22 protein-coding genes, 1 tRNA gene and 2 pseudogenes are annotated in these 23,156 nt (G+C 33.7%); 13 read left to right on the forward strand and 12 right to left on the reverse strand.

Annotated elements, in window-relative coordinates; all coding sequences use genetic code 11:
• Positions 1-56 precede the first annotated feature (56 nt).
• A complete protein-coding gene (locus ACJQQZ_RS10055; protein WP_107536018.1) occupies positions 57-629 on the forward strand; it encodes a TetR/AcrR family transcriptional regulator in 573 nt (190 codons plus the stop codon).
• A 72-nt stretch (positions 630-701) separates the two neighbouring features.
• Positions 702-1,076, forward strand: coding sequence for an MFS transporter (locus ACJQQZ_RS10060; RefSeq protein ID WP_241004993.1), 375 nt, complete (start codon positions 702-704; stop codon positions 1,074-1,076).
• A gap of 105 nt (positions 1,077-1,181) precedes the next feature.
• Here the strand turns inward: ACJQQZ_RS10060 and ACJQQZ_RS10065 are convergent.
• Positions 1,182-1,868 (reverse strand): annotated as a pseudogene (locus ACJQQZ_RS10065) (flavin reductase family protein).
• A gap of 161 nt (positions 1,869-2,029) precedes the next feature.
• Entirely contained in the window at positions 2,030-3,205 is a 1,176-nt protein-coding gene (locus ACJQQZ_RS10070; RefSeq protein WP_145506444.1) for an MFS transporter, read from the reverse strand.
• Between the two features lie 244 nt (positions 3,206-3,449).
• Between ACJQQZ_RS10070 and ACJQQZ_RS10075 the strand changes: the two genes are divergently transcribed.
• Both ACJQQZ_RS10075 and ACJQQZ_RS10080 read left to right on the forward strand, forming a co-directional pair.
• Positions 3,450-4,502, forward strand: a complete 1,053-nt coding sequence (locus ACJQQZ_RS10075) for an LLM class flavin-dependent oxidoreductase (RefSeq protein ID WP_031464095.1) — start codon at positions 3,450-3,452, stop codon at positions 4,500-4,502.
• A 14-nt stretch (positions 4,503-4,516) separates the two neighbouring features.
• The gene (locus tag ACJQQZ_RS10080) at positions 4,517-4,876 is read left to right on the forward strand and encodes a hypothetical protein (protein ID WP_002452034.1); all 360 of its coding nucleotides are present in this window, start codon (positions 4,517-4,519) and stop codon (positions 4,874-4,876) included.
• A 31-nt stretch (positions 4,877-4,907) separates the two neighbouring features.
• Here ACJQQZ_RS10080 and ACJQQZ_RS10085 read toward each other — a convergent pair whose 3' ends face one another.
• Positions 4,908-5,384 carry a peptide-methionine (S)-S-oxide reductase gene (locus tag ACJQQZ_RS10085; protein WP_145506447.1) on the reverse strand — a complete coding sequence of 159 codons (477 nt, stop codon included), beginning with the start codon at positions 5,382-5,384 and terminating at the stop codon, positions 4,908-4,910.
• A 282-nt stretch (positions 5,385-5,666) separates the two neighbouring features.
• Between ACJQQZ_RS10085 and ACJQQZ_RS10090 the strand changes: the two genes are divergently transcribed.
• From ACJQQZ_RS10090 to ACJQQZ_RS10105, 4 genes are all read left to right on the forward strand, one after another.
• On the forward strand, positions 5,667-6,824 hold the full coding sequence (locus ACJQQZ_RS10090; protein WP_145506450.1) for a hypothetical protein: 1,158 nt from the start codon (positions 5,667-5,669) through the stop codon (positions 6,822-6,824).
• 285 nt (positions 6,825-7,109) lie between these two features.
• Entirely contained in the window at positions 7,110-8,060 is a 951-nt protein-coding gene (locus ACJQQZ_RS10095) for a trypsin-like serine peptidase (RefSeq protein ID WP_075778277.1), read from the forward strand.
• An 88-nt stretch (positions 8,061-8,148) separates the two neighbouring features.
• On the forward strand, positions 8,149-9,339 hold the full coding sequence (locus ACJQQZ_RS10100; protein WP_145506453.1) for a C47 family peptidase: 1,191 nt from the start codon (positions 8,149-8,151) through the stop codon (positions 9,337-9,339).
• A 39-nt stretch (positions 9,340-9,378) separates the two neighbouring features.
• A complete protein-coding gene (locus ACJQQZ_RS10105; protein WP_145506456.1) occupies positions 9,379-9,705 on the forward strand; it encodes a cysteine protease inhibitor staphostatin B in 327 nt (108 codons plus the stop codon).
• Between the two features lie 55 nt (positions 9,706-9,760).
• Here the strand turns inward: ACJQQZ_RS10105 and ACJQQZ_RS10110 are convergent, their stop codons facing one another.
• The 6 genes from ACJQQZ_RS10110 to ACJQQZ_RS10135 all read right to left on the reverse strand — a co-directional run bounded on the left by ACJQQZ_RS10110 (position 9,761) and on the right by ACJQQZ_RS10135 (position 14,759).
• A complete protein-coding gene (locus tag ACJQQZ_RS10110) occupies positions 9,761-10,102 on the reverse strand; it encodes a hypothetical protein (RefSeq protein WP_145506459.1) in 342 nt (113 codons plus the stop codon).
• A gap of 133 nt (positions 10,103-10,235) precedes the next feature.
• A complete protein-coding gene (locus ACJQQZ_RS10115) occupies positions 10,236-11,003 on the reverse strand; it encodes a tyrosine-protein phosphatase (RefSeq protein ID WP_145506461.1) in 768 nt (255 codons plus the stop codon).
• A 236-nt stretch (positions 11,004-11,239) separates the two neighbouring features.
• The gene (phnE, locus tag ACJQQZ_RS10120; RefSeq protein WP_145506464.1) at positions 11,240-12,055 is read right to left on the reverse strand and encodes a phosphonate ABC transporter, permease protein PhnE; all 816 of its coding nucleotides are present in this window, start codon (positions 12,053-12,055) and stop codon (positions 11,240-11,242) included.
• Positions 12,052-12,852, reverse strand: a complete 801-nt coding sequence (phnE, locus tag ACJQQZ_RS10125) for a phosphonate ABC transporter, permease protein PhnE (RefSeq protein ID WP_145506467.1) — start codon at positions 12,850-12,852, stop codon at positions 12,052-12,054. The genes phnE (ACJQQZ_RS10120) and phnE (ACJQQZ_RS10125) overlap by 4 nt, the downstream gene beginning before the upstream one ends.
• 1 nt (position 12,853) lies before the next feature.
• A complete protein-coding gene (gene phnC / locus ACJQQZ_RS10130) occupies positions 12,854-13,627 on the reverse strand; it encodes a phosphonate ABC transporter ATP-binding protein (RefSeq protein WP_002452377.1) in 774 nt (257 codons plus the stop codon).
• A 175-nt stretch (positions 13,628-13,802) separates the two neighbouring features.
• The gene (locus ACJQQZ_RS10135; protein ID WP_145506470.1) at positions 13,803-14,759 is read right to left on the reverse strand and encodes a phosphate/phosphite/phosphonate ABC transporter substrate-binding protein; all 957 of its coding nucleotides are present in this window, start codon (positions 14,757-14,759) and stop codon (positions 13,803-13,805) included.
• Between the two features lie 227 nt (positions 14,760-14,986).
• On the opposite strand from ACJQQZ_RS10135, the pseudogene ACJQQZ_RS10140 reads away from it, so the two are divergent.
• Positions 14,987-16,165: pseudogene (locus ACJQQZ_RS10140) on the forward strand (DNA-binding protein); the annotation flags it as partial.
• Between the two features lie 39 nt (positions 16,166-16,204).
• Positions 16,205-17,740 (forward strand): bifunctional metallophosphatase/5'-nucleotidase, encoded by a 1,536-nt coding sequence (locus ACJQQZ_RS10145; RefSeq protein WP_145506476.1) that lies wholly within the window; start codon positions 16,205-16,207, stop codon positions 17,738-17,740.
• Positions 17,741-17,792: 52 nt separating this feature from the next.
• Here the strand turns inward: ACJQQZ_RS10145 and ACJQQZ_RS10150 are convergent, their stop codons facing one another.
• Complete coding sequence (locus ACJQQZ_RS10150; protein WP_107546413.1) at positions 17,793-18,962, reverse strand: MFS transporter; 1,170 nt, start codon at positions 18,960-18,962, stop codon at positions 17,793-17,795.
• A 379-nt stretch (positions 18,963-19,341) separates the two neighbouring features.
• Here ACJQQZ_RS10150 and ACJQQZ_RS10155 point away from each other — a divergent pair, with 379 nt between their 5' ends.
• From ACJQQZ_RS10155 to ACJQQZ_RS10165, 3 genes are all read left to right on the forward strand, one after another.
• On the forward strand, positions 19,342-19,485 hold the full coding sequence (locus ACJQQZ_RS10155; RefSeq protein ID WP_186364173.1) for a hypothetical protein: 144 nt from the start codon (positions 19,342-19,344) through the stop codon (positions 19,483-19,485).
• A gap of 50 nt (positions 19,486-19,535) precedes the next feature.
• A complete protein-coding gene (locus ACJQQZ_RS10160) occupies positions 19,536-19,667 on the forward strand; it encodes a hypothetical protein (RefSeq protein ID WP_002452383.1) in 132 nt (43 codons plus the stop codon).
• A gap of 120 nt (positions 19,668-19,787) precedes the next feature.
• Positions 19,788-19,877 (forward strand) — tRNA-Ile (locus ACJQQZ_RS10165).
• Positions 19,878-19,984: 107 nt separating this feature from the next.
• On the opposite strand, the gene ACJQQZ_RS10170 is transcribed toward ACJQQZ_RS10165, so the two are convergent.
• Positions 19,985-20,311, reverse strand: a complete 327-nt coding sequence (locus tag ACJQQZ_RS10170; protein ID WP_145506479.1) for a cell surface protein — start codon at positions 20,309-20,311, stop codon at positions 19,985-19,987.
• Positions 20,312-20,615: 304 nt separating this feature from the next.
• Positions 20,616-22,859 (reverse strand): YSIRK-targeted triacylglycerol lipase, encoded by a 2,244-nt coding sequence (lip, locus tag ACJQQZ_RS10175; RefSeq protein WP_408023131.1) that lies wholly within the window; start codon positions 22,857-22,859, stop codon positions 20,616-20,618.
• Positions 22,860-23,156 lie beyond the last annotated feature (297 nt).

Here is a 23,156-nt window from a genome sequence, read left to right on the forward strand (position 1 = left end):
GATAAATTATCTATCAATCTTATCTTAATAAAATGACTATTCGGGGAGTCCTGCTTATGACGACATCTACACAAAAACGTATGATAAAACATATTAATCAAACAGTTTTTGAATTATTAAATGACTATCACTTTGATGACATCACTGTACAGAAAATATGTAACGCTGCTGAAATTAATCGCAGTACATTTTATCGATATTTCCAAGATAAATATGACTTACTTTATTCATTAACAGAATATATGAAAGAAGCACTCGATTTAGATTCTTTACATCAGCACGGTTCAACAGATGCATTAGAATCATTTATCTCATTCATCAATACACATAAACCTGTATTTAAACATTTACTTGTCGCATCAAGACAAGACGATGTCTTTCGCAGCTTGACTCAATTCTGTAGTGAGAAAATATTAGAAGGTGCTGAGTGTAATAACGATTTATTAGCACATAAAATTATGAACAGCGATCATCCACAATTAATTGCTGATTTTTATAGTAGTGGGCTTATAGAAATTATAAGAAGATGGGTAGAGAATAATTACAATTACTCTGAAGCAGAAATTTTATCAGCATTACACGATACACTTGATTTTTCTAGCCCTGTCGATCATGTTTCTACCAACTAAATTTGGTGGTATTTTTGGTCATATCATTGATCAATAGATATTCAATCTGCCTACTTTTTTGGGGTTATCTTAATGTCAGCTGCTTCTATTCTCTTAGCTTTAACGCCTATCGTGTGGATAGTGCCCTTCCTTTCATCATTAATCTTTGGTGTGAGTTATATTTTCATTACAGGTGTACTACTCGTTTGGGGTGTGAAGATAATTGTGAAAAATGCGTCATTTGGTATCGGAATTCCATTATTAATGTTAGCCGTTGGGCAAGTTTTGGGCTCAATTGTAGCAGGACCATTTATAGAAGATTTAGGTTATACAATGACCTTTATTATATATGGTTTAATAGGTTTAGTCGCTTTATTACTATTTCCAAAAGTTGATGTACAACCTCCAAACGTACACATTGATGGCGACTATACAGAACTACAAAAAGTGAATAAAGATTTAATATAATTATCAATATGTCTAAATTATAATAGCCAGTCAATGTGTTTTTAACACCGCATCGACTGGCTATTATTTTATATTCAATGTTTAATTACGAAAGTGCTATTAACCTTAATCATCATTTTTATTATCGAAGTTTCTACCTTCTAATCCTGCTAATTCTTCTTTAGAAGCATGAGGTGCTTTCATTTCGAATACTTGATCAACAACTGTATAATCATAATATCCTAAACGTGCGATTGGACGAATTGATGGAATATCTAATTTTCCATCTTCAGTGATGACTTTATCATCGATATGCACTTGAGCAACACGTCCAATTACAATATCTACTGTGGATACAGGATCACCAGTTGGTATGCGAATTGTTTGAACATATTCACATTCGAAATGTACTGGAGACTCCTTTACTCTTTAGCCAGGTGCTTCAATACATGATTCTTTAGTGACCCCAGCATAGTCAAATTCATCTTCATCGGGTGCTAATGCTTTAGATGATAAATTAACCGCCTCTCTTAAATCATACGTAGCCATATTCCATACAAACCAACCCGTCTCTTCGGCATTTTTCACAGTATCTTTACGTTCGTGATCACCTAATACAGACTGATTCGCCGCAAACATAACCATAGGTGGATCCCAAGTTAAATTTTGGTATTGGCTATAAGGTGCTAGATTATCTTTACCATCTTTCGAAACTGTAGATATCCAACCGATAGGTCTTGGTACTGTACTACTTTTAAACGGATCATGTGGCAATCCATGAGATTTAGTGCCTTGCTTTGGTGAATAATTCATCGTTTCTCACCCCTATTAAATATTTGTATTTCTTCAATCATATAATAGCTATGTATATAATTCTAATACTAAAAAACGATTCATTTATAGTCATACACTATAAATAAATCGTTTAAATATATATCATATCTATTAACCAAGTCATTCATTATGTTTTTTATTTAATGTGCACTTTCATCTTTAGGCATAAATAGCGATACAATAAATGAAATAAGTCCAATACATGCGATTGAAGCAAACATTAAGAAATATTGTGGTAATTTAGCGATATAAATCATTAGTATAGGTGCAATGGCTGTACCCATAAATAATATAACAGTATTAACTGATAAGAAGAATCCTTGATTATGTTTAACAGTCATACCCACCTTCGAAATGACTGATGGAATCGCAAATGCAATACCAGCAACAAATGTAACACTAAATATTGTAATACAAATAATATTTGTCGTAATCCCCATCAGTATCAGTGATAACGTACTTGTTAGTAAGGCAAGTGAGATGACACGCTTAATACCTATCCGGCCACTTAAACGACCTCCTAACAACGATACTAGCATTCCTATCACACCAAACAATTTCACTAATGATGCTGTAGACATATCTCCATTCACTTTATCTGATAAGATATATAAATTTAAAATGGCATACATACTGATAAACATAATTAATAACGTAAATGAGATAAATAAACAGTATAAAACCTTTAAATTATCGCGAAAGTCTTTAAAGTTATTAAAGAATTTAAGTAATTGTACATCCACATTTCGACGTGGGCTTTCTGGTACATAGCGGTAAATAACAAATATTAAGCACAAATATAATACAGTTAAAGTGAAATATACCCAATGCCAGTTAAGATGATGAACAATGAGTTCACTTAAGTTCTGTCCTAATACACCAGACAACATGAAACTTGTACTAATAAAACTAATTGCAGTAACTCTTTTTTTAGCTGGATATGTTTCCGTCGTATACGTGATTGCTACTGGAGAAAATGTTGCAGCGAATATACCTTGTATTGCACGCATAATGAGTAATAGTGAAAATGATTGTACAAACCCGATAATAAAGCAAATGATGGTCAAACCGCTTAAACCTATTAATATGGTTTTTATTCTTCCATGTTTGTCAGAAATTGTTCCATAAAACAAACAACTTATCGAATACATAATTGAAAAAATAACTCCATTTAATGTTGCTACCGATTGAGGTATATGAAAGGAATGCGCAAATGCTGCTGTAAGTGGAAGTGCAGTATATAAGCTACCCATAACGATAATTCCAGAGAAAAATAGAATTGTAGTGATTAGATTATAATGACGTTGTTCCTCCAATGATACCGATACTCCCTTTCTATTTATGATAACGATAACTATTATTACACTTTATCCAATAAAACTAAAGAACCTATTTAATTTTCAAAAAGTTTTAAATTTACGGCAAATTAAATTGTTATAACAAATATGCTTTTTTACCCCGAAAATAGCCTCAATAATGAGGCGAACAAATCGTATTGACTTTCAACTAACAACGATATATAATATATCCAGTATAAAAATTATATTGGAGGTGGCAACTATGAAAATTGAATTAGGATTAACTTCATTTGCCGATAATAGTGCGATTCATATGCCGGAAGGTTCAGAACTTCCTATTTCAAATGCACAACGAATTAGAAATATAGTAGAAGAAATAGAATTGGCAGATCAACTAGGCTTAGACATCTATGGCTTAGGCGAACATCATCGTAAAGATTATGCTGTGTCAGATCCAGTAACTGTGTTAGCTGCTGCAGCTGCACGTACTTCACATATCAAACTATCATCAGCTGTTACTGTTTTATCATCTGATGACCCAGTCAGAGTATACGAGCGCTTCTCTACATTAGATGCTGTATCTAATGGGCGAGCTGAAGTAATGATAGGTAGAGGATCATTTATTGAATCTTTCCCATTATTTGGTTACAACTTAAATGACTATGAAGATTTATTTAATGAAAAACTTCAAATGCTATTAAAAATTAATAAGCATGAAATCATCAATTGGGAAGGTAAATTACGTCCTAGCGTTGAAAACACAGGTGTTTATCCTAGAATAGAACATGGCGAATTACCGATTTCTATCGCTACAGGTGGTACACCTGAATCATCATTACGAGCAGGTGCATTTGGTTTACCAATCACTTATGCTATTATTGGTGGTAATCCTAAACGGTTCGCACGTAATATAGAAATTTACAAATCTGTTGCTGAATCATATGGACATGATCCATCTCAATTACCAATATCTGTACATTCTTGGGGATATATTGCTGACACTGATGAGCAAGCTAAACGCGAATTCTTCCCTTCATTAAAAGCCCATCAAGATGTACTTGGTAGAGAACGTGGTTGGCCACCTTTCGATGAACAAGCCTTTGAAAGAGAAATTGGAAGCGAAGGTGCGATATACTTAGGTAGCCCTGAAACGGTCGCACAAAAAATTATTGAAACTGTAGAAACTCTAGGTCTTAATCGTTTTATGATTCATACACCAGTTGGATCAATGCCTCATGAAAAAACAATGCATTCCATCCGTCTTTTCGGGGAAAAGGTTAAACCTATAGTAGATAAATATTTTGAAGATAAATAGGAGGAAATATTTTTATGATTTTACGTTATGCTACAAATTTAAAACTTGCTAAAGAACTTTACGATGCATCAAAACCAAAATTACAAGGTGACCAAGGTATGTCAGATACATTCACAAATGTCTTCGGTATGCCTGAAAAATCAGTTAAATTAGCTGGTACGATTGAAGCAGCTGCTGCAGGCTTATTCGCAGTAAGCTTCTTAAGTAAAACTGCTTCACGTTTAGGCTCATTAGCTACAATTTCAGTACTAAGTGTAGCAGCTTACAAACACTTCGAAGCTGGACATGGTAAAAAAGGTGCTCAACATGCATTAGACTTATTAGGCTTAGCAACATTAAGCTTATTCGATACTTTTGACGGTAAACGCAAATAATTAACACGGAGGTCACATTAAGTGACCTCTTTTATTTATATTTATTTAACATATGCATGGGTATATGACACAAATGATGATCTTCAGGATAATGTTCCAATCTATCTTGATGTTCGTGCGCACTTTTTACATAGTTAGACAGAGGTAAGACTTCCACTACAATATGATCACTATCTTCACGCTCATTAATAAAAGTTTGTGCTTCCTTCAAATGTTGCGTATTTTCACTATATAATCCTGTTCTATATTTCTTACCTATATCTTGACCTTGTTGATTTAAACTATATGGATCAATCACTTCAAAAAGATATGACATAATGTTCCGAATAGTTAAACTATCCGGATCAAATGTTAACTTTACACATTCGGCATAACCATCGTATTCACCATTCAAATTTGATGTTGTTCCATTCGCCCTTCCAGCTTCAGTTGATACGATACCTGGTATTGTTTTGAAAAAAGCTTGCACGCCCCACAAGCAACCTCCAGCGACATATACTACTTCCATCGTCCTCACCTCTTTATATGTATTCTACATAACATAAAGCCTGATCAAAAGTACTTACTATATTGGATGATATTAAGTATTATTTCATGATGGATGATTAGAGTGACAAAACTGTTATTTCATTGACACCTGATTCATAGGGCTTTCAAATGATTTGATGCTATATTTAGATTGTACATAACGAAGTTTTGATAACTAAACATTTAACTTTATGAGTTAACTACAATAACTTAGATAAAATTTCTTTACTGTATAAATAAATATATTCAAGGAGAGATTTTTTTGACTCATCATTCTATCAAATACTTAATTGGCGCAACTATCACTACTTCTGCTTTATTTCTTACATCACATCACGAGGCTTCAGCTGCAACTATAGAAAATAATCAAGTAGACCAAGGTTTTAATCATCAGTCGAATGGTAATGCCATCACTAATACTAATCAAACAGATTCATCTTATAATCACGACGAAAATGGTAACCCTATTACTGCGGAAAACAGCATCGATAGCAGTTTTAATCACGATCAAGACGGTAATCCTATTGCTTCTGATAGCAATATTGATAACAATTTTAATCATAATCAGAATGGCAATGCGATCGTTGCTGAGGATAATGTAGATGCTAGCTTCAACCATGATGGAGACGGTAATCCTTTAATGACAGCTAATAGTGTAGATAGTGACTTTAATCACGATCAAGACGGCAACCCTATTGCCACTGACAGCAGCATCGATAACAATTTTAATCATGACCAAAATGACGATGCTATCGTTGGTAATGATAATGCGGATGCTAGCTTCAACCATGACGAAAACGGTAATCCTTTAATGACGACTAATAGCGTAGATAGCAACTTCAATCACGATCAAGACGGTAATCCTATTGCTTCTGATAATAATATTGATAACAATTTTAATCATAATCAGAATGGCAATCCTATTGCCTCGGACAATAATATCGATAGCAACTTTAATCATGACCAAAATGACGATGCGATCGTTGGTAATGATAATGCGGATGCTGGATTCAACCATGATGGAGACGGTAATCCTTTAATGACGACTATTAGCGTAGATAGCAACTTCAATCATGATCAAGACGGCAATCCTATTGCCTCGGACATTAACATCGATAACAATTTCAATCATGATCAAAATGGCGATGCGATTGTTGCGGATGATAATGTGGATGCTGGCTTTAACCATGATGCAGTTGGACAACCTATTCATGCTAATAACCAAGCAATGATAAGTCGTTCAATGCAACAATCACATGATTCTACATCATCGCAATCAGCTATAACAACTCATCACCAATCAAAATCATTACCTGCAACCGGCCAAGAAAGAACACGTTCACCATACATCGGTTTTGTCATCACACTCGTTTTAGGTGTAGCTTTTATTTTATTAAGAAAATCATCTGCTAAAAAATAGGTTCACCATTTAAACACTTTTAATTTCATTACAATATATAATGCATAGAAGCACTAGCTAATTACTATTTATTTTATAGTTTTAGCCGGTGCTTTTTTATATGGTTAATATCCATTTTTGCACAATTAAATAATATAAAATGATATTTAATTCAATCTTATAGAAAACATTTCATAAAACACTATTTTCTACAAAACTTTTTTAATTATTTTATATATTTGTATTGACTTAAAAATTTTTGGTGTTATATTTGTGTTGGAAATATTATTTTTAGGAGGTTTTAAAATGAAAGTTAAGTTTTTAACAGCAAGTTCTTTGTTAATTGCAACTTTGACATCAGCGACATTAATTAATCCAGCACATGCAGAAACGACATCATCAACCGATAATCACCAACAAACCACACAATCTCAACAACAAAAGACACCGAAGATTGATAAAGGTAATAACGTCAAACCTGTTGAAAAGAAAGAACGCGCAAATGTCATACTACCTAACAATGATCGACATCAAATTAATGATACAACGTTAGGTCACTATGCTCCTGTTACTTTCGTTCAAGTTCAATCAAACGAAGGTACATTTATTGCATCAGGCGTTGTTGTTGGTAAAGACAAACTTTTAACTAACAAGCATGTTGTAGATGCGACTCACGGAAATCCACGCGCTTTAAAAGCCTTCCCTTCTGCAGTTAATCAAAATAATTATCCAAATGGTGGCTTTACTGGAGAACAAATCACTAAATATCCAGGCAATGCTGACCTAGCCATCGTTAAATTCTCACCTAATGACAAAAATCAAAATATTGGTGAAGTTGTTACACCAGCCACTTTAAGTGACAATGCAGATACAAATCAAAATCAACCTATCACCGTTACTGGTTACCCAGGAGATAAACCGCTTGCTACAATGTGGGAAAGTAGAGGTAAAATCACTCAAATACAAGGTGAAGATATGCACTATGACTTAAGTACAACTGGTGGCAATTCAGGTTCACCTGTATTCAATAGCCGTAACGAAGTCATTGGTATTCATTGGGGTGGCGCAGCCAATAGCTATAATGGCGCTGTCTTTATCAACAAAGATGTACAAAACTTCTTAAAACAAAATATTGAAGACATTAATTTCTCAAATAGCGACAATAATGACGACAATGATAACAATAATGGCACAGACGATAATAACAATAATAATAACGATGACGATAATAACTATGATAATCCAGACGCAGCGTAACTTGCCACACATATTAATATAAAAATTCAGAATAAACAGACAACGTATACTTATAAATCAATCATCAAACATTATCGGAGGTTGTTAAATGCATCATTCATATAAACATATATCATTTAAATTAATAAGTATTCTCTTATTCGCCATACTTTTATTATCAACCATTGCTTTTACTGACCTTAACAAATCTTATGCCGCACAGAAGTCCAATCAACTAGAAATTAACGTTAAAAATGATAAAGTCCCTCAAAAAGTACAGAATCTAGCACAACAACAATATAAAGGCTATGCCCAAGCTCTAGACAAACAAAAAAACAGCCAACCTGGTGACTATCAATTAGGCGAAGCATTTAAGATCTATAAATTTAATGGTGAAGAAGATAATAGTTATTATTATCCAGTATTAAAAGATGGCAAAATCATTTATACATTAACAGTCAGCCCTAAAAGTGAAGATGATTTAAAACAATCTAAAGAAAATGCAAACTATAGTGTGAAAATCTCAAATTTCATCGCTAAAGATCTAGATGCTATCAAAGACAAGCACACAAATATAACTATTTTAACTGATGAAAAAGGTTTCTACTTTGAAGAAAATGGACAAGTTAAATTAATTAAAGCCACACCGCTTCCTACAAACATCAAAGACAAAGAAAACAATCAACATATGTCATCTCATCTTAAACAACAACTTAAAGCAACATCTGAGCCAACAAAAATAAATGAAAATCAAGCAGCTGAAGCCGACCAAGACAATCAAGTTCAATATGAAAATACATTAAAAAACTTCAAAATAAGAGAACAACAATTTGATAATTCATGGTGTGCTGGATTTAGTATGGCTGCCTTACTGAATGCCACTAAGAATACCGATAAGTATAATGCACACGATATTATGAGAACGCTATATCCAAATGTTAGCGAAGAAGAATTACCACAATTCTCAACTAACCCACAACAAATGATTAAGTACGGTAACTCACAAGGTAGAGACATTCAACATCAAAGTGGTATGCCTTCTTATAATCAAGTTGACCAATTAACTAAAGATAATAAGGGAGCTATGATATTAGCTCATAGTGTTGAAAATAATCCTAATGACCCTCATCTCGGTCACGCGATGGCAGTTGTCGGTAATGCTAAAATTAATAACGAAGAAAAACTGATTTTCTGGAATCCATGGGATACTGATTTATCTATTCAAGATGCCGATTCTAATTTACTTCATTTATCATTCAACAGAGACTATACATGGGACGATACAATGATAGGTTATTAATAAACATAATATAGATATTGATTGAAGGCAGGCGACGCTATGTATCAACTCCACTTTATTCATATTAATGACGACGCACTTACACTCACAAAGTCACAGCAAGACACGATTCACTTATTTTTGGGTAATTGGATTAACCCATCAGTTCAAAAATCTATTAGCATTCAAACTGGCGTTGATACGAATCACAATCAATATCAAATTCTTCAAATTGATACCGAACATCAACGTATTAAACTGACATCTGAAGTAGACCCTCAACTCATGTATATTTTAGACTATGAAGATACAAACCATATTTTCATACAAACGTCGGTTAAAGATTCGTACGGCACATCAAGACCCATAAGATACGAAAAAATCTAATACTACATTTAAAGCGTCGTTCAAAGTCATTGAACGACGCTTCCCTTATAAATAATTAATCAATTAATAATTGAATACCTCTGACGATATTAATAATAAATAATACCCCTGATCCTACGATAAATGCGATACCCAAAATAAACAAAATAACCATTAAAACAGTACTTTGGTTGTAAACTGCTGGTGCCATTACAAAACAAATAATTGCTAAAACCATACAAACCCAAGACATAACATGGTTTAATAACGCTTTTTTAGAGTACGTTGATGCAGGTGCATCTGCAACGATCCAAACAATAATTGGAAAAAGTAAAGGTGCAAAGAATATACTTAAATAACTTAATGAACCCAATACATTACTTGTTCTATCGTTAACTATTTTTTGATTATCTTCCATCTTTATCACCTCTTCATTATAAAGGTTAATTGATTTCCTAGGTTATTCATCCTTCCCACTCTTCGTTTAACCTTATACATTATATTTATGAGTATTGTCTACATTATTTTTCATTATTCCTTTAAATTTATTCTTAAAACCATCTTAGAAATCGTCTCATCATCTCTGGTTCACATGGTCTATCCGAATAAACCACTTTATTGTTCACGATGGCTTTGGCATTTTCGATCATTTCTTCTATTTTATTTCTATAAGGTATTAACTTTCGTTCATCAAACAATTGATTTAAGACGAATGGTCTATGCTCTACAGAATGTGCATCCGATGCTATAAAGTGTGCTAAATGGCAATCAATAAAACGTAATGATAATTTTTGAGCACTTCTTCCGAAATCACCTAACAAAGAACTCGCTGTCAATTGACTCAATGCCCCGTTACAAATCAACTCATATAAGAGATACGGATTTTTGGCAATTGCTTTATTACGTTCTGGATGCGCTATGATTGGTATATATCCTAAAGATTGCAATTCATGACACAGTCGATTAGCATTATCAGGCACATCACCAAACGGTAGCTCAATCAATAAATATCGTGATTTATTTAATCCTTGTATACTGCCATACTCAATTTCATTAATCATTGCTTCTGTGAGCCTCACCTCTTGACCTGGAAATAATTCGATACCTAAATCTTTAATTTCCGGTATCTTTCTAATCTCTGCTAATTTCAAAGAAACGTTTTGAAAGCTATTGTTAAATTTAGGGTTTAGATGGTGCGGTGTAGCTATAACGCCTGTGATACCTTCCTCTTTAGCTTGAATAAGCAATTGAATCATTGCTTGCTTAGTTTTTGGGCCATCATCCATATTAACCAATATATGGTTATGAATATCGATCATGATTTGTCATCTCCATCATTGAATCATATATAATAGTGTTTAAACATTTAGGATATCCTTACAACATCAAAACACATTATATAAAATATTTATTTAATATTATTATACCACGATGACTTATGAATATATATTCGATTGCTAACTATATTTTCATCCTTAAATGAGATTATCTATTAAAAAATGCTTCATAAAAAAAAGAGTTTCCCATAATGAGAAACTCTAGCCTATCTGCTTATTTAAACGATACGTTTACGTATTGCACCAGAAATCAAATCAACGATAGCTACCATGACTACTAGTCCAATTAATATAATACCTACACGATCCCAAGAACGTGTTTGAATTGCAAAGATCAGTGGCGTCCCAATACCGCCTGCACCTATTAAGCCAAGAATCGAAGCAGAACGTAAATTCAACTCAAATCGATAAAGGATTAATGATAAAAATGATGGTAAAATTTGGGGAATAACTGCAAACACTAACGTCTTCATTTTATTAGCACCGCTTGCTTTTAAAGATTCTACGGCACTAAAATCCAAACTCTCAATATCTTCTGCTAATAATTTACCTAACATACCAACAGAATGAATACCGAGTGCCAAAACACCTGAAAATGAGCCAGGGCCTACTGCTTTAATAAAGATTAATGCCATGACAATTTCTGGAAATACTCGAATAACACTAAGTATAAATTTGCTTATTCCTGAAACAGGTCGTAACTTCACCATATTTTGAGCACCTAAAAATGCAAGCGGAATACAAATAATGACCGCTATAAAAGTACCAATTACTGCAATAGCAAATGTTTCTAATAACCCTCTTAATAAATCTTCGCCTTCAGGAATATAAATATAATTTAAATCTGGGTGAAACAAACCGTTAAAAATCGCTTTTAATATTTCAATAGATTTACTTTTGAGTTCTAAACTAGGCACACCTGAAAAAGCCCAAATAATTATACTCACTACTACAATTGCAATGAGCCACTGTTTAATCAACTTTTTGCGATGATTTTTAGTGTGTAATGGATATTGCGTTTCTTTAGTCGTCATGCGAGTTGTTCCCTCACTTTCGTACTAACGTAATCAATGATGACTACGATAACCAGCGTGAATAAAATAATCGTAGCTGTTTTCGGATATTGAAATAGACCTAACGTTTGATCGTAAAATAATCCAATACCACCCGCACCTACTAAACCTAGCACAGCTGAAGCACGTATATTCACTTCGAATGCATAAAGTACATATGAGGCAAATGATGATATCGCTTGTGGCACTACACCATAAACAATCCATTTCACCTTATTTGCACCTACCGCCGTCATCGCTTCCATAGGACCTGGGTCAATCGTTTCTAAAGATTCGTACAATAGCTTACCAATGATACAAATCGTTAGAATAAATAACGCTAAAATACCAGGAATTTGACCAATACCAAACACAGCAACAAATATCGCCGCAAGTAGTAAATCTGGAATCGTACGGACAATATTCAAAATAAATCGTGCAGGTATATTAATCCATTTCTTCTGTACTATATTACTGGCGCATAATAATGCAACTGGAATAGACACGATGCTTCCTAATACAGTACTAACAATCGCCATTCTAATTGTGTCTAACATGGGTTGTGTAATTTGACTTAAGTAGCTCATATCAGGTGGAATCATTTGGGCAAACAAATCACCTATTTGAGGTAAGCCAACCATTAAGTCCCCAACATTAAAACCTGTATAAATAAAACTCCAAACAATTAACACAATGAGTAATACAAATGTAAAACTTGTCTTGAGCGACATTTCCCGCTTTAAATATGTATCATAATTCTGTTGTACTGGTGCGGTCATACTAATTCACTCCCAGCTTTTCATCTTCACTAATTGATCGTCCATAAATGTCACTAAAGACGTCATCTGTCGCTTCAGAAGCAGGCCCATCATAGACCACTTCACCATCGCGTAATCCAATAATACGAGTACCATATTCTCTTGCTAAATCGACAAAGTGTAAGTTAATTAAAATCGTAATGCCTAATTCTTGATTGATCTTCTTTAAATCATCCATAACTTGTTTCGTTGTTAAGGGGTCTAATGATGCTACAGGTTCATCTGCCAATATGATTTCAGATTCTTGGCATAAGGCACGCGCAATTGAAATACGTTGTTGTTGTCCACCTGAAAGTTCATCCGAACGTTGATCATATTTATCTAAAATATTTACGCGCTCAAGTGCATGCATCGCTTTAATCTTATCTTCTTTAGGGAATAACCCAAGCACCATTTTCCAAGTCGGATGATAGCCTACTCTCCCACTTAATACATTTCTCAATACACTAGAACGTTTGACTAGATTAAAATGTTGGAAAATCATACCAATGTTTCGGCGCATTTCAAGTAATTCTTTACCTCGTGCTTTCGTTATCGATTGACCTTGAATGAAAATTTCCCCAGAGGTAATATCATGGAGACGATTGACTGATCTAAGTAACGTAGATTTACCTGCCCCAGATAAGCCAACAATAACCGCAAATTCTCCCTTTTCTATTTCTAAATTAATATTTTTTAATCCGACATGCCCGTTAGGATAAACCTTACTGACATCTTTAAATTCTATTTGACTCATGTTTGACACCTTTCTTTTACAAAGAAATACTAAGGTGAATTGAATATTATCCTCTCCCAATAATTTATCCAATTCAACACTTAGCATTTCAAAGTCATGTACTTTGTTTAAGTCATTTGAACTATATTTGCATCAATATGACGCGCTTCATTTATTAATGTAGTCTCTGTATGCATTACTTCATATCTTTAACTGCTTTTTCATTGTCTCTAACAACATCAAATTTAGAATCATCTGTATCAGTATAACCTTCATGTGAGTATACTTCTTTAATGATTTTGTGTCCCTCTTTAGTTTTTGAAATATCTTTAAATGCTTTTTTCAACTTATCTTGGAATTTTTTATCCATATCTGGTCTTACAGAAATCGTATCATTCGGAATGGCATCCGTAAGTTTTAAAATTCTAGTATCTTTGAATACATCTGGTTGGTCTTTCTTAACAATATTACGTGCATCATTAAATACGGCTGCTGCATCTACATCACCATTTAATAATGAAATGATAGCTTGGTCATGGCCTTTAACGTTCACGATTTTCATATCCTTAGTTGCATTAATACCCGCTTCTTCTTTTAATGTAGCTAATGGGAATGTGTAACCTGCCGTTGAAGTTACATCTTGTAAAGCAATTTTCTTACCTTTTAAATCTTTTAAACTTTTAATATCTGAGTCTTTTTTTACTAAAATTTCTGATTTGTAGTCATCCACAAGTTTATTGTTAGGTGAACCATCTTTGTTCACACCGTAACGTTGTGCTTGTAATAATAAATCTGCTGCTTTTTGATCATGTGCTAATGTGTAAGCTGTAGGAGGTAAGAAGCCGACATCTACTTTTTTAGATTTCATGGCTTCTACAATTGTATTGTAGTTGGTAGAAACGGATACTTTAACTGGCATATCCAATTCTTTAGACAGAAGTTTTTCAAGTGGTTTCGCTTTCGCTTCTAATTTATCTGCATTTTGTGAAGGTACGAATTGTACCGTTAATTCTTTTGGTTTATAATCTCCAGATTTAGAATCTGAACCTTTGTCAGAGCTCTTTTGATTATCTAAAGAGCTTGAATTTCCACATGCTGCCGTAAACATAGTGACTGATAAAACAAGAATCAATAAATACTTCAATTTTTTCATCTAATAACTGTCCCTTCTTATACGTATTTGGTGTAATATGTATATAATAAAATTACACTTATAGATTATCACATATTAAAGTAAATTTGTATTATATTAAAATGAATTTTAATAACACATTTTTAAATACGCTTAAAGGTTTTGTAAATTTTATTAAATACCACACAATGTAAACGTCGATATTCTATAATTCATAATTAGAAAAAATTATTAAAGGAGTATCATTTATGAGAAAAATATATAAAAGTATTGTAGTTTCATCCATATTAGCAAGCAGCCTCTTCACTGCTATACCTATGACATTAGCTCAAACCAATCCTACGTCTAAAGATGAACCAATAGTATTATTTGATCGATCACATGCACAAACAGCGGGCGCTGCCGACTGGACAAGTGACGGTGCTTTTTCTGATTATGCTGATTCATTTAAATCACAGGGTTATCAAGTTAAAGACATTGATGGCCAAGCCAATATCGATGAACAAACATTAAATCAAGCAGCGATATTAGTCATCCCTGAAGCAAATGTACCATTTAATAAAAGCGAACAAGAAGCTATTGCTAATTATGTAAAACAAGGTGGTAAAGTTGTTTTCATATCAGACCACTATAATGCAGATAGAAATTTAAATAGAATTGATTCTTCGGAAGCGATGAATGGTTATCGACGTGGCGCTTTCGATGATATGTCTAAAGGTATGACAAATGACGAGAAGCATTCTAAAGCAATGCAAGATGTTAAAAGTTCTGATTGGCTTTCTAATCAATTTGGTGTACGTTTTCGCTATAATGCCCTTGGAGATATGAATACTAAAAATATAGTGTCATCAGACGAAAGTATGGGCATTACCAAAGGGATCGATTCTGTATCGATGCATGCAGGTTGTACACTAGCTATTACTGACCCTAATAAAGCTAAAGGTATCGTGTACACACCTTCGCATTTATCGTCTAAACATAAATGGTCCCATGCTGTCGATCAAGGGGTGTACAATAATGGCGGTGTTGAAGAAGGTCCATATGTTGCCATTTCTAAACTAGGTAAAGGAAAAGCAGTATTTATCGGAGATTCCTCCTTAGTAGAAGATCGTTCACCAAAATACAAACGTGAAGATACCGGTGAAAATAAAAAAACATACAATGGTTTTCATGAAGAAGATAATGGAAAATTATTAACTAACATTACTCAATGGATGAGTAAAGAAGATACTTCAACATCTTTAAAAGATAGTATAATCAAACTGGATCGTAAAACAACGTTACATCAGTTTGAACAGCCTCAACAGTCAACTGAACCTGAAAAGGAACCTTGGTCTCAACCACCATCAGGTTATAAATGGTATGATCCTTCAACCTTTAAAGCTGGCAGTTATGGAAGTCAACATCAACACAATACCCAAACAGATTAACCCGCATAAGATGATCAACAAGAGGAGTGATATTTTATGGAACAACTTGCGTTTTACGTAGTGAGCGATATACATGGTTACATATTTCCAACAGATTTCTCCAAAAGAGACCAATACCTACCTATGGGCTTATTGTTGGCTAATCATTTAATTGAAAAAGACCAACAACATTACGCACATCATATTAAAATTGATAATGGCGATTTTTTACAAGGCTCACCATTTTGTAATTATCTCGTCTCTCATATCAAGAATAGTCAGCCTCTAGTCAATTTCTATAATCATATGTCCTTTCACTTTGGTACACTAGGTAATCATGAATTCAACTACGGGTTACCTTATTTGAAAGATGCATTGAATCGTCTAAACTATCCGGTGTTATGTGCCAATATCTTTGAGAATGGTGAATTACTCACGCATCAGGGCATTCACTATTTCGATGTTAATGGTAAAACAATTGGCGTGATTGGATTAACGACGCAGTATATCCCTCATTGGGAACAACCTGAACACATCCAGTCACTCACCTTTGAAAGTGCCGTAACAACATTACAACGTTGGCTACCCGAAGTACGCCGCCAATCAGACTTCGTTGTCGTGAGCTATCACGGTGGCTTTGAAAAAGATTTAGAAACTGGAGACCCTACCGAAGCGCAAACAGGTGAGAATGAAGGTTATGCAATTTTAGAACACTTCTGTGATGATATTGATATATTCATCACAGGTCATCAACATAGAGATATCGCAACGTTATTCAACCAAACGGCAGTCATCCAACCTGGTACACGAGGTCGATCTATAGGCAAAGTCGTTCTGAATTTCAACGATGACACTCATGAACGCATTGCGTCATGTAGTTTGTTACCGGTTAGCGATGATGATGACTTTGTTATTAATGAAGATGATCGCTATTTAAGAAGCCAATTAGAAGACTGGCTCGATACCCAGATTGCTGAACTACCTAATGAAATGATTGTGGATGATGCATTTGACGCTCGTGTAGCACCACATCCATTTATTAATTTTTTAAATTATGTCTTATTAGCTAAGAGTGGCGCCGATATGGCATGTACAGCCTTATTTGATTCAGCAACTGGTTTTACAAAACACGTTACAATGCGTGATGTTATTAACAATTATCCTTTCCCAAATACATTTAAAGTATTACGTGTGAGTGGTGCCGATATTAAAGCTGCAATTGAGCGCTCTGCTGAATATTTTGATGTTATTCATGAAGAAATCACTATCAGTAAAGATTTTATGGAACCGAAACCCCAACATTTTAATTATGATATATTCGCCGGTGTAAGCTACACGATTCATGCTGGTCAACCCCGAGGACAACGTGTAGCACATATTCAATTCAATGGTGAATCATTAGACTTTGATAAGACCTATACAATTTGTGTGAATAACTATCGTTCAGTGGGTGGTGGTCAATATGATATGTACACCAACGCACCAGTTGTTAAAGATATCCAAATTGACGGTGCACAATTAATTATCGATTACCTTCAAGAACATTCAAATTCTCATATTCCTGAGGTCGTCAATTTTAAAGTTGAAACGTAATGATAAAATATGAGAAAACCCTGCTCGATCATGTGTCGAACAGGGTTTTCAATTAGTTATGAAATGATATGTGCTTTTTCTCGTAAACATTATTTACAGTATTGAGTATGATACCTAATATAATAATGCCACCAGATATGAACGTAATCGTCATATATGGTAATCCGATTGATAATAATATTGAACCAAGTATAGCACCAATAAAGTTAGCTACGTTAAATATGGAAGCAGCAAGCGTACTTGCTAGTAATGGTGCTTCATGTGCACTTAAAATAATTTTACTATTTAATAGTGGTGTCGTACCAAATGTTCCAAAACCAAACAAGAAGCAAATGAGTAATGCTAATACTGCATAATGAACAAAAGTAACGAATAAGATAATAGTAATAAATAATAAGAAGAACGTATAGAATAAATATTTAGTTAAAGCGTGTTCTGGTACACTACCTGTAACTAAATTACCAATTACACCACCTAGTCCAAATAAGAATAAACATACGGTTAATCCAATTATTTTAAAAGGTGCATACTCATGAATCATTGGTTCCATAAACGTATAAGTTGTAAACACACCTGAATAACCAAATACGATGATAGAAATCACAATTAAAATGTGTGGGTTCTTAAATACGGTTAATTCTTTAGAAATATTGGCTTCTGCGCTTAATGAAACGTGTGGTGTAAACTTCATCATACCTAACATCGTTATCACTGCTAAGATAATCATGATACCAAATACAACTCTCCAATTAGCCAAGCCACCTAAAAATGATCCGAACGGCACACCAATCATGACTGCTATCGTTAGACCCGCTTGAACTAAGGCAATTGCTTGCGGTTTCTTAGCTGGTGGTGCAACAGCCGCTGCTACACTCATACAAACGCCAAAGAACGGTGCATGCATAGCTGCAGACATTAATCTTGATAATAAAAGCACATTAAAATTAGGCGCTAACATTCCTACTAAGTTACTCACGATAAATATAGCTACAAGCACAGGTAACAGGCGATGCGCATGGACTTTCATCGTAAATATACGCATGAATGGACCAATCACTGCCACACTGATCGCATAAACACTCACAAGCAGTCCCGCACTTGAAATAGATACATGCATGTCATCAGATATTTGTGTTAGTAATCCTGTGACAACATATTCTGCCATACCAACAGTAAATGTACCTAACATAAAAATAAAAAACATCATTTTATTTTCTCTCATCACTGCTTCCCCCTTTTCGTTTCATTCAAAAAATCAACATGAGTGCTATACTACAAAAGATTTTGAACAACGTGAAGAGGTATATAGAAATTTCTCGAATTCTTCAATACAAGTTTTCATAAGCTTTCATTTCATTTTCATTATATTAAGATTAAGACAATTTGGGATTAGGCATTCTAAAGCACTATCGTCTTAATATCATTTCATTGTAAATTGAATCTCTATACATCATCATGTATATGATTAAATTTCGACAATCATGTGACAAATATGAAATGGATTGGACTAGCCCATATAACCCCATCTTATTATGATAGATGCTAAATGAACGTTATAATGAAATGGAATCAATAAGACGATGAATATGGGGGTAACTACAATGACATCTCAACAAGACCAGCAAGACGAAAAAGTAATTGCAGAAGATGAAAAACAAACTAAACGCTCATTTTGGACAGACATGTTTAACTTTTTACCTGAAATGGTAGGTGGTCTTATGCGTCTAATTCGTTCATTGTTTTAAAGTGTGCATTTAACTTTTATTATGATGATGCTTAACTGGAGGGATAGATTTTGGCAACAAAAAATAAAAATGGTAAAAGAAGAAAAGTGGACATTCTAAAAGAGACAACCTATGAAATTCTATTTCAAAGTATACCTGAACTCATTTATGGCTTGATTCGTATAGTTAAAGGATTGATTTAACTATAAAATTAAATTTATTATTATAGAATATTGCACGTTTCTACAAATATTTAATATTTTAATCCATTTATCTTTACATTTACTATAGATAGTTATATACTGTTTATTGTTAATCGATTTGGAGGGATACTCAAGTCTGGCTTAAGAGGCCAATCATTTATGATTGGTAGGAGCTTCGTGCTCGCGTTGGTTCAAATCCTTCTCCCTCCGCTACTGAGTATATTATTGTAACCTGAGGCATTTCTTTATGTCTCAGGTCTTTTTTATTTACCAATAAAGGCGTCTCGCATTGTGCGAGACGCCTTATTATTTATGAATTATTGATGTGGATGGAATGTTTTTTGTGGTGCATGAATCGTCACATTATATTTATCTGCAATGCGTTGTGTTTCTTTATCAAGTAATTGATTATATTCTTTAGTTGATACTTCACTTGCTTTCGGTAATCTCTTTTCTAATTCTTCATATTGTTTCTCTGACATACCTTTAGGAGCAATACCACCATAAGGACGGTCACCTTGAGTTGTTTGTTGTTGATGTTTGGCAGTTTTATGTACTGAGCTTGCATCTGCCACACCAGATACACCTGCAACTGCGAGTGTACCTGCTAGTACCGAACCTGCTAACATTGTCATTTTTTTCATTTTTAAAATCTCCTTCCAAAAGTGAATTATTGACACATCTTTATCATAACAACTTTTTATAATTAAATCATTTATTTTTTATATTTCTTTACATATTTTTTACTTTTTTAAATTTAGATATTTAAATTCAATTGCTTTTTCATATTAAAAAAGTACCTAACATGCTCATATAGCGTATTAGGTACTTTACTCATATATTACTTAAATAATTCTTTTAATACTTTGAAGAATGAACCGATTAATTGGAAGAAATCTGCAGTCATAGCGTATGCTCCTTTCTCTATTTAACGTATAGCGTTTTTGATTATGCTTGTGCTTTTTGCTCAGATGTTAGCTTTTCACTTTGTACTAAATCATCTGCTAGACCATGCCAGAATTGTTGTAACTCTTCTCTAGTTCTTACTGTATCAGAACTATCTTGTCCAACAAAGTCAACATGATCCCAATCATGTTTCGTCGGTGTTACTTGCCAAATACCTTTTTGATTTTTATCTGTTGCTTGTGTATATTTTTGATTAAATGGATGTTGTGAAGAAATCACAGATACAAGTCCATCATTTTCTCGCCATTCTTTTTCGTTTACTTTACCAATCACATTGCCAGTTAAAATAAATGGTAAGAACATGTTTAAATCTGCTTTTTGTCTACCAAATAGTGATGGATGCGTTGCCTCACCAGTATATGTTTTATAAACAATATTGGGATTTAATGATGTTTTACGGTTTAAGTCTGTTGCACCATCTCGAGTTAAATCATAGAAACCATTGTCTTGTGATTTCCATAAATTAGAATTTTTCACGCGTTTAGCATAATCGATATATGATTCATTTGGTTTTTGTTTTAAGCCCCATTGAGATAAACCAAAGTCGACTCTTGAATCTTTATTACCAAAGGCTTTACCAATATCATAAACAACCTGTCTTACAACCGCTTCATTACCTAATAAATCTGAAGCATGTGTACCATTATGTGGTGTACCAAGTGTTGTAATTGAAGAAACCATATTATCATTATTGCCTTTGAATAATGGTGAAATTGTACCACCATGTTTCTTCTGATACTCAATTTCCTCTTGGTTACCATTTCTTAAAAGTTCTTCAAGTTGGCGAATCGTTTGTCCACCCATACTATGACCAACTAAATGTACTTTTTGTCCTGGTTTCCAGTCTTTATATACACCTTCATATGTTTTACCATATCGTTCATGTCCATATTTCGCAGCATGTGCCGCACCGTAATCTACACGACCACCTTTGATATAGTAGTAGAGTTCTACCGCTCTGTCATAGTTACTACCAAAAGCACTGATACTTGCTTCATATGATTTGTAGCCGTTTTCTTCTAAATCTTGGCGAATGTTCATTTTATCGCCGCCCCAATAATGTGATAAGACAGCTGGGTTGATATCATCAGTGAATCCATTAAATCCATGAACGAGAATGATTGGATCATGATTTTTATACTGTTGTTGTTTGGCTTTCTTATTTGTTTGATCTTTATCTGCTACAGCTACTTTATTTTTAGACTGATTATTTAATGTAGCAACTGAGTTTGATTTCAGTGCTTGTAAACCGTCTTTTTGTTCCTTATCTTTTTTACTTGGATTATCTTTTGATAATAATGGTGAATCTTTTTCTAATTGATCAAGAGAGACAGGTTGCTTTTGTTTTGATTTTTGAGATGAATCAGTTTGATTCGGAGCTGTTGCTGTTTGATCAACTGATTGTGCTGTCACTTTATGTTGATCTTTTTGATTAATTGTGGCATCCGATTTTTCTTTATTCACAGTAGCATGAGTCGCTTTTTCTGTAGCATGACGACGAGAGAAATCCGGATCTACTTGTTGCGCTTTATGATTTTTATTGAACTCTGAATCTACATCAGCTTTCTTTTGCGCTTGCTTATGACTAAATTCTGGATCCACTTGTGAAGCTTTATGTCTGCTATTAAATTCTGGATCTACATCATGTTGATGTGTTTGAGTTGATGATGCTTTATCTTGCGCCTTTGGACTAGGCGTAGGCGTTTCTTCTTTTACTGCTTTACCATTAGCTTTGTCTTTTTGATTTGGCGTTGTAGTATCTGGTTTTTCAACAGACTTTGTTGCTTGATCTTCTGTTGTTTTTTCTTTAGGTGCTGTTTTAACATCTTGTTGTACTTGATCAACTGATTGATCACTTTCTACTGTTGCATCTTTTGGTTGTTTCTCTTCAGTATTGTCTTGTGACGTTTGTGTAGTATCTTTCTCAGATGTTTCTTTATGTAAGCTTGTTGGTGTTGCATCTTGTTGATTGTCATTTTGTGCTTCAACGCTATCGTTTTGTTTTTTTAATTCACTAGATTGATTTGTTTGTTCATTTTTAACATCATTTCCCTGTTGTTCCCCAATAGATTGTGCTTGTTGTGCTTCTGAATCAACATTTCCCTTATCTTGATTTTCAGCTGCTTGAGCAGAACCTCCACCAATAAATAATAATGCTGCGATTAAAATGGAAGATGTTCCTACACTAAATTTACGAATACTATATTTATTTTCTCTATTTTTCATATTCGGCACCTCTATTTTATTTAATTTTTAAACCAATCCTAAATAACTAGATGAATAAATTGACAATTGCACGTGGTAAAAACTCAATTAATTTTGTAAACCAAGCTTTCATAAGAACCATCCTTTCATTTATTGGTAAGCGCTTACAATAATATTAAAATAAAAAATTTCGACATCATCACTTACACTTACTTTAACTAGTAATTGATTAAAATGTTACGAAAATTTGTCTGAAAAGTCAATAATCAAATCCAATTCTATACAAATTTTATCTTTTTGTAACTATACACACTTGAT

Origin of the sequence: Staphylococcus sp. KUGN1 (genome assembly GCF_045984185.1) — a bacterium.
GTDB classification, from domain to species: Bacteria; Bacillota; Bacilli; order Staphylococcales; family Staphylococcaceae; genus Staphylococcus; species Staphylococcus warneri_A.

Excerpts from the sequence above, each read along its gene's own strand:
- ACJQQZ_RS10150 (WP_107546413.1), bottom strand. The coding sequence starts at position 18,962 with ATGAGAGAAAATAAAATGATGTTTTTTATTTTTATGTTAGGTACATTT.
- ACJQQZ_RS10100 (WP_145506453.1), top strand. The coding sequence starts at position 8,149 with ATGCATCATTCATATAAACATATATCATTTAAATTAATAAGTATTCTC.
- ACJQQZ_RS10080 (WP_002452034.1), top strand. The coding sequence starts at position 4,517 with ATGATTTTACGTTATGCTACAAATTTAAAACTTGCTAAAGAACTTTAC.
- ACJQQZ_RS10055 (WP_107536018.1), top strand. The coding sequence starts at position 57 with ATGACGACATCTACACAAAAACGTATGATAAAACATATTAATCAAACA.
- ACJQQZ_RS10115 (WP_145506461.1), bottom strand. The coding sequence starts at position 11,003 with ATGATCGATATTCATAACCATATATTGGTTAATATGGATGATGGCCCA.
- ACJQQZ_RS10095 (WP_075778277.1), top strand. The coding sequence starts at position 7,110 with ATGAAAGTTAAGTTTTTAACAGCAAGTTCTTTGTTAATTGCAACTTTG.
- ACJQQZ_RS10135 (WP_145506470.1), bottom strand. The coding sequence starts at position 14,759 with ATGAAAAAATTGAAGTATTTATTGATTCTTGTTTTATCAGTCACTATG.
- ACJQQZ_RS10075 (WP_031464095.1), top strand. The coding sequence starts at position 3,450 with ATGAAAATTGAATTAGGATTAACTTCATTTGCCGATAATAGTGCGATT.
- phnE (WP_145506467.1), bottom strand. The coding sequence starts at position 12,852 with ATGACCGCACCAGTACAACAGAATTATGATACATATTTAAAGCGGGAA.
- ACJQQZ_RS10060 (WP_241004993.1), top strand. The coding sequence starts at position 702 with ATGTCAGCTGCTTCTATTCTCTTAGCTTTAACGCCTATCGTGTGGATA.
- ACJQQZ_RS10145 (WP_145506476.1), top strand. The coding sequence starts at position 16,205 with ATGGAACAACTTGCGTTTTACGTAGTGAGCGATATACATGGTTACATA.
- lip (WP_408023131.1), bottom strand. The coding sequence starts at position 22,859 with ATGAAAAATAGAGAAAATAAATATAGTATTCGTAAATTTAGTGTAGGA.
- ACJQQZ_RS10110 (WP_145506459.1), bottom strand. The coding sequence starts at position 10,102 with ATGGAAGATAATCAAAAAATAGTTAACGATAGAACAAGTAATGTATTG.
- ACJQQZ_RS10170 (WP_145506479.1), bottom strand. The coding sequence starts at position 20,311 with ATGAAAAAAATGACAATGTTAGCAGGTTCGGTACTAGCAGGTACACTC.
- phnE (WP_145506464.1), bottom strand. The coding sequence starts at position 12,055 with ATGACGACTAAAGAAACGCAATATCCATTACACACTAAAAATCATCGC.
- ACJQQZ_RS10155 (WP_186364173.1), top strand. The coding sequence starts at position 19,342 with ATGACATCTCAACAAGACCAGCAAGACGAAAAAGTAATTGCAGAAGAT.
- ACJQQZ_RS10105 (WP_145506456.1), top strand. The coding sequence starts at position 9,379 with ATGTATCAACTCCACTTTATTCATATTAATGACGACGCACTTACACTC.
- phnC (WP_002452377.1), bottom strand. The coding sequence starts at position 13,627 with ATGAGTCAAATAGAATTTAAAGATGTCAGTAAGGTTTATCCTAACGGG.
- ACJQQZ_RS10085 (WP_145506447.1), bottom strand. The coding sequence starts at position 5,384 with ATGGAAGTAGTATATGTCGCTGGAGGTTGCTTGTGGGGCGTGCAAGCT.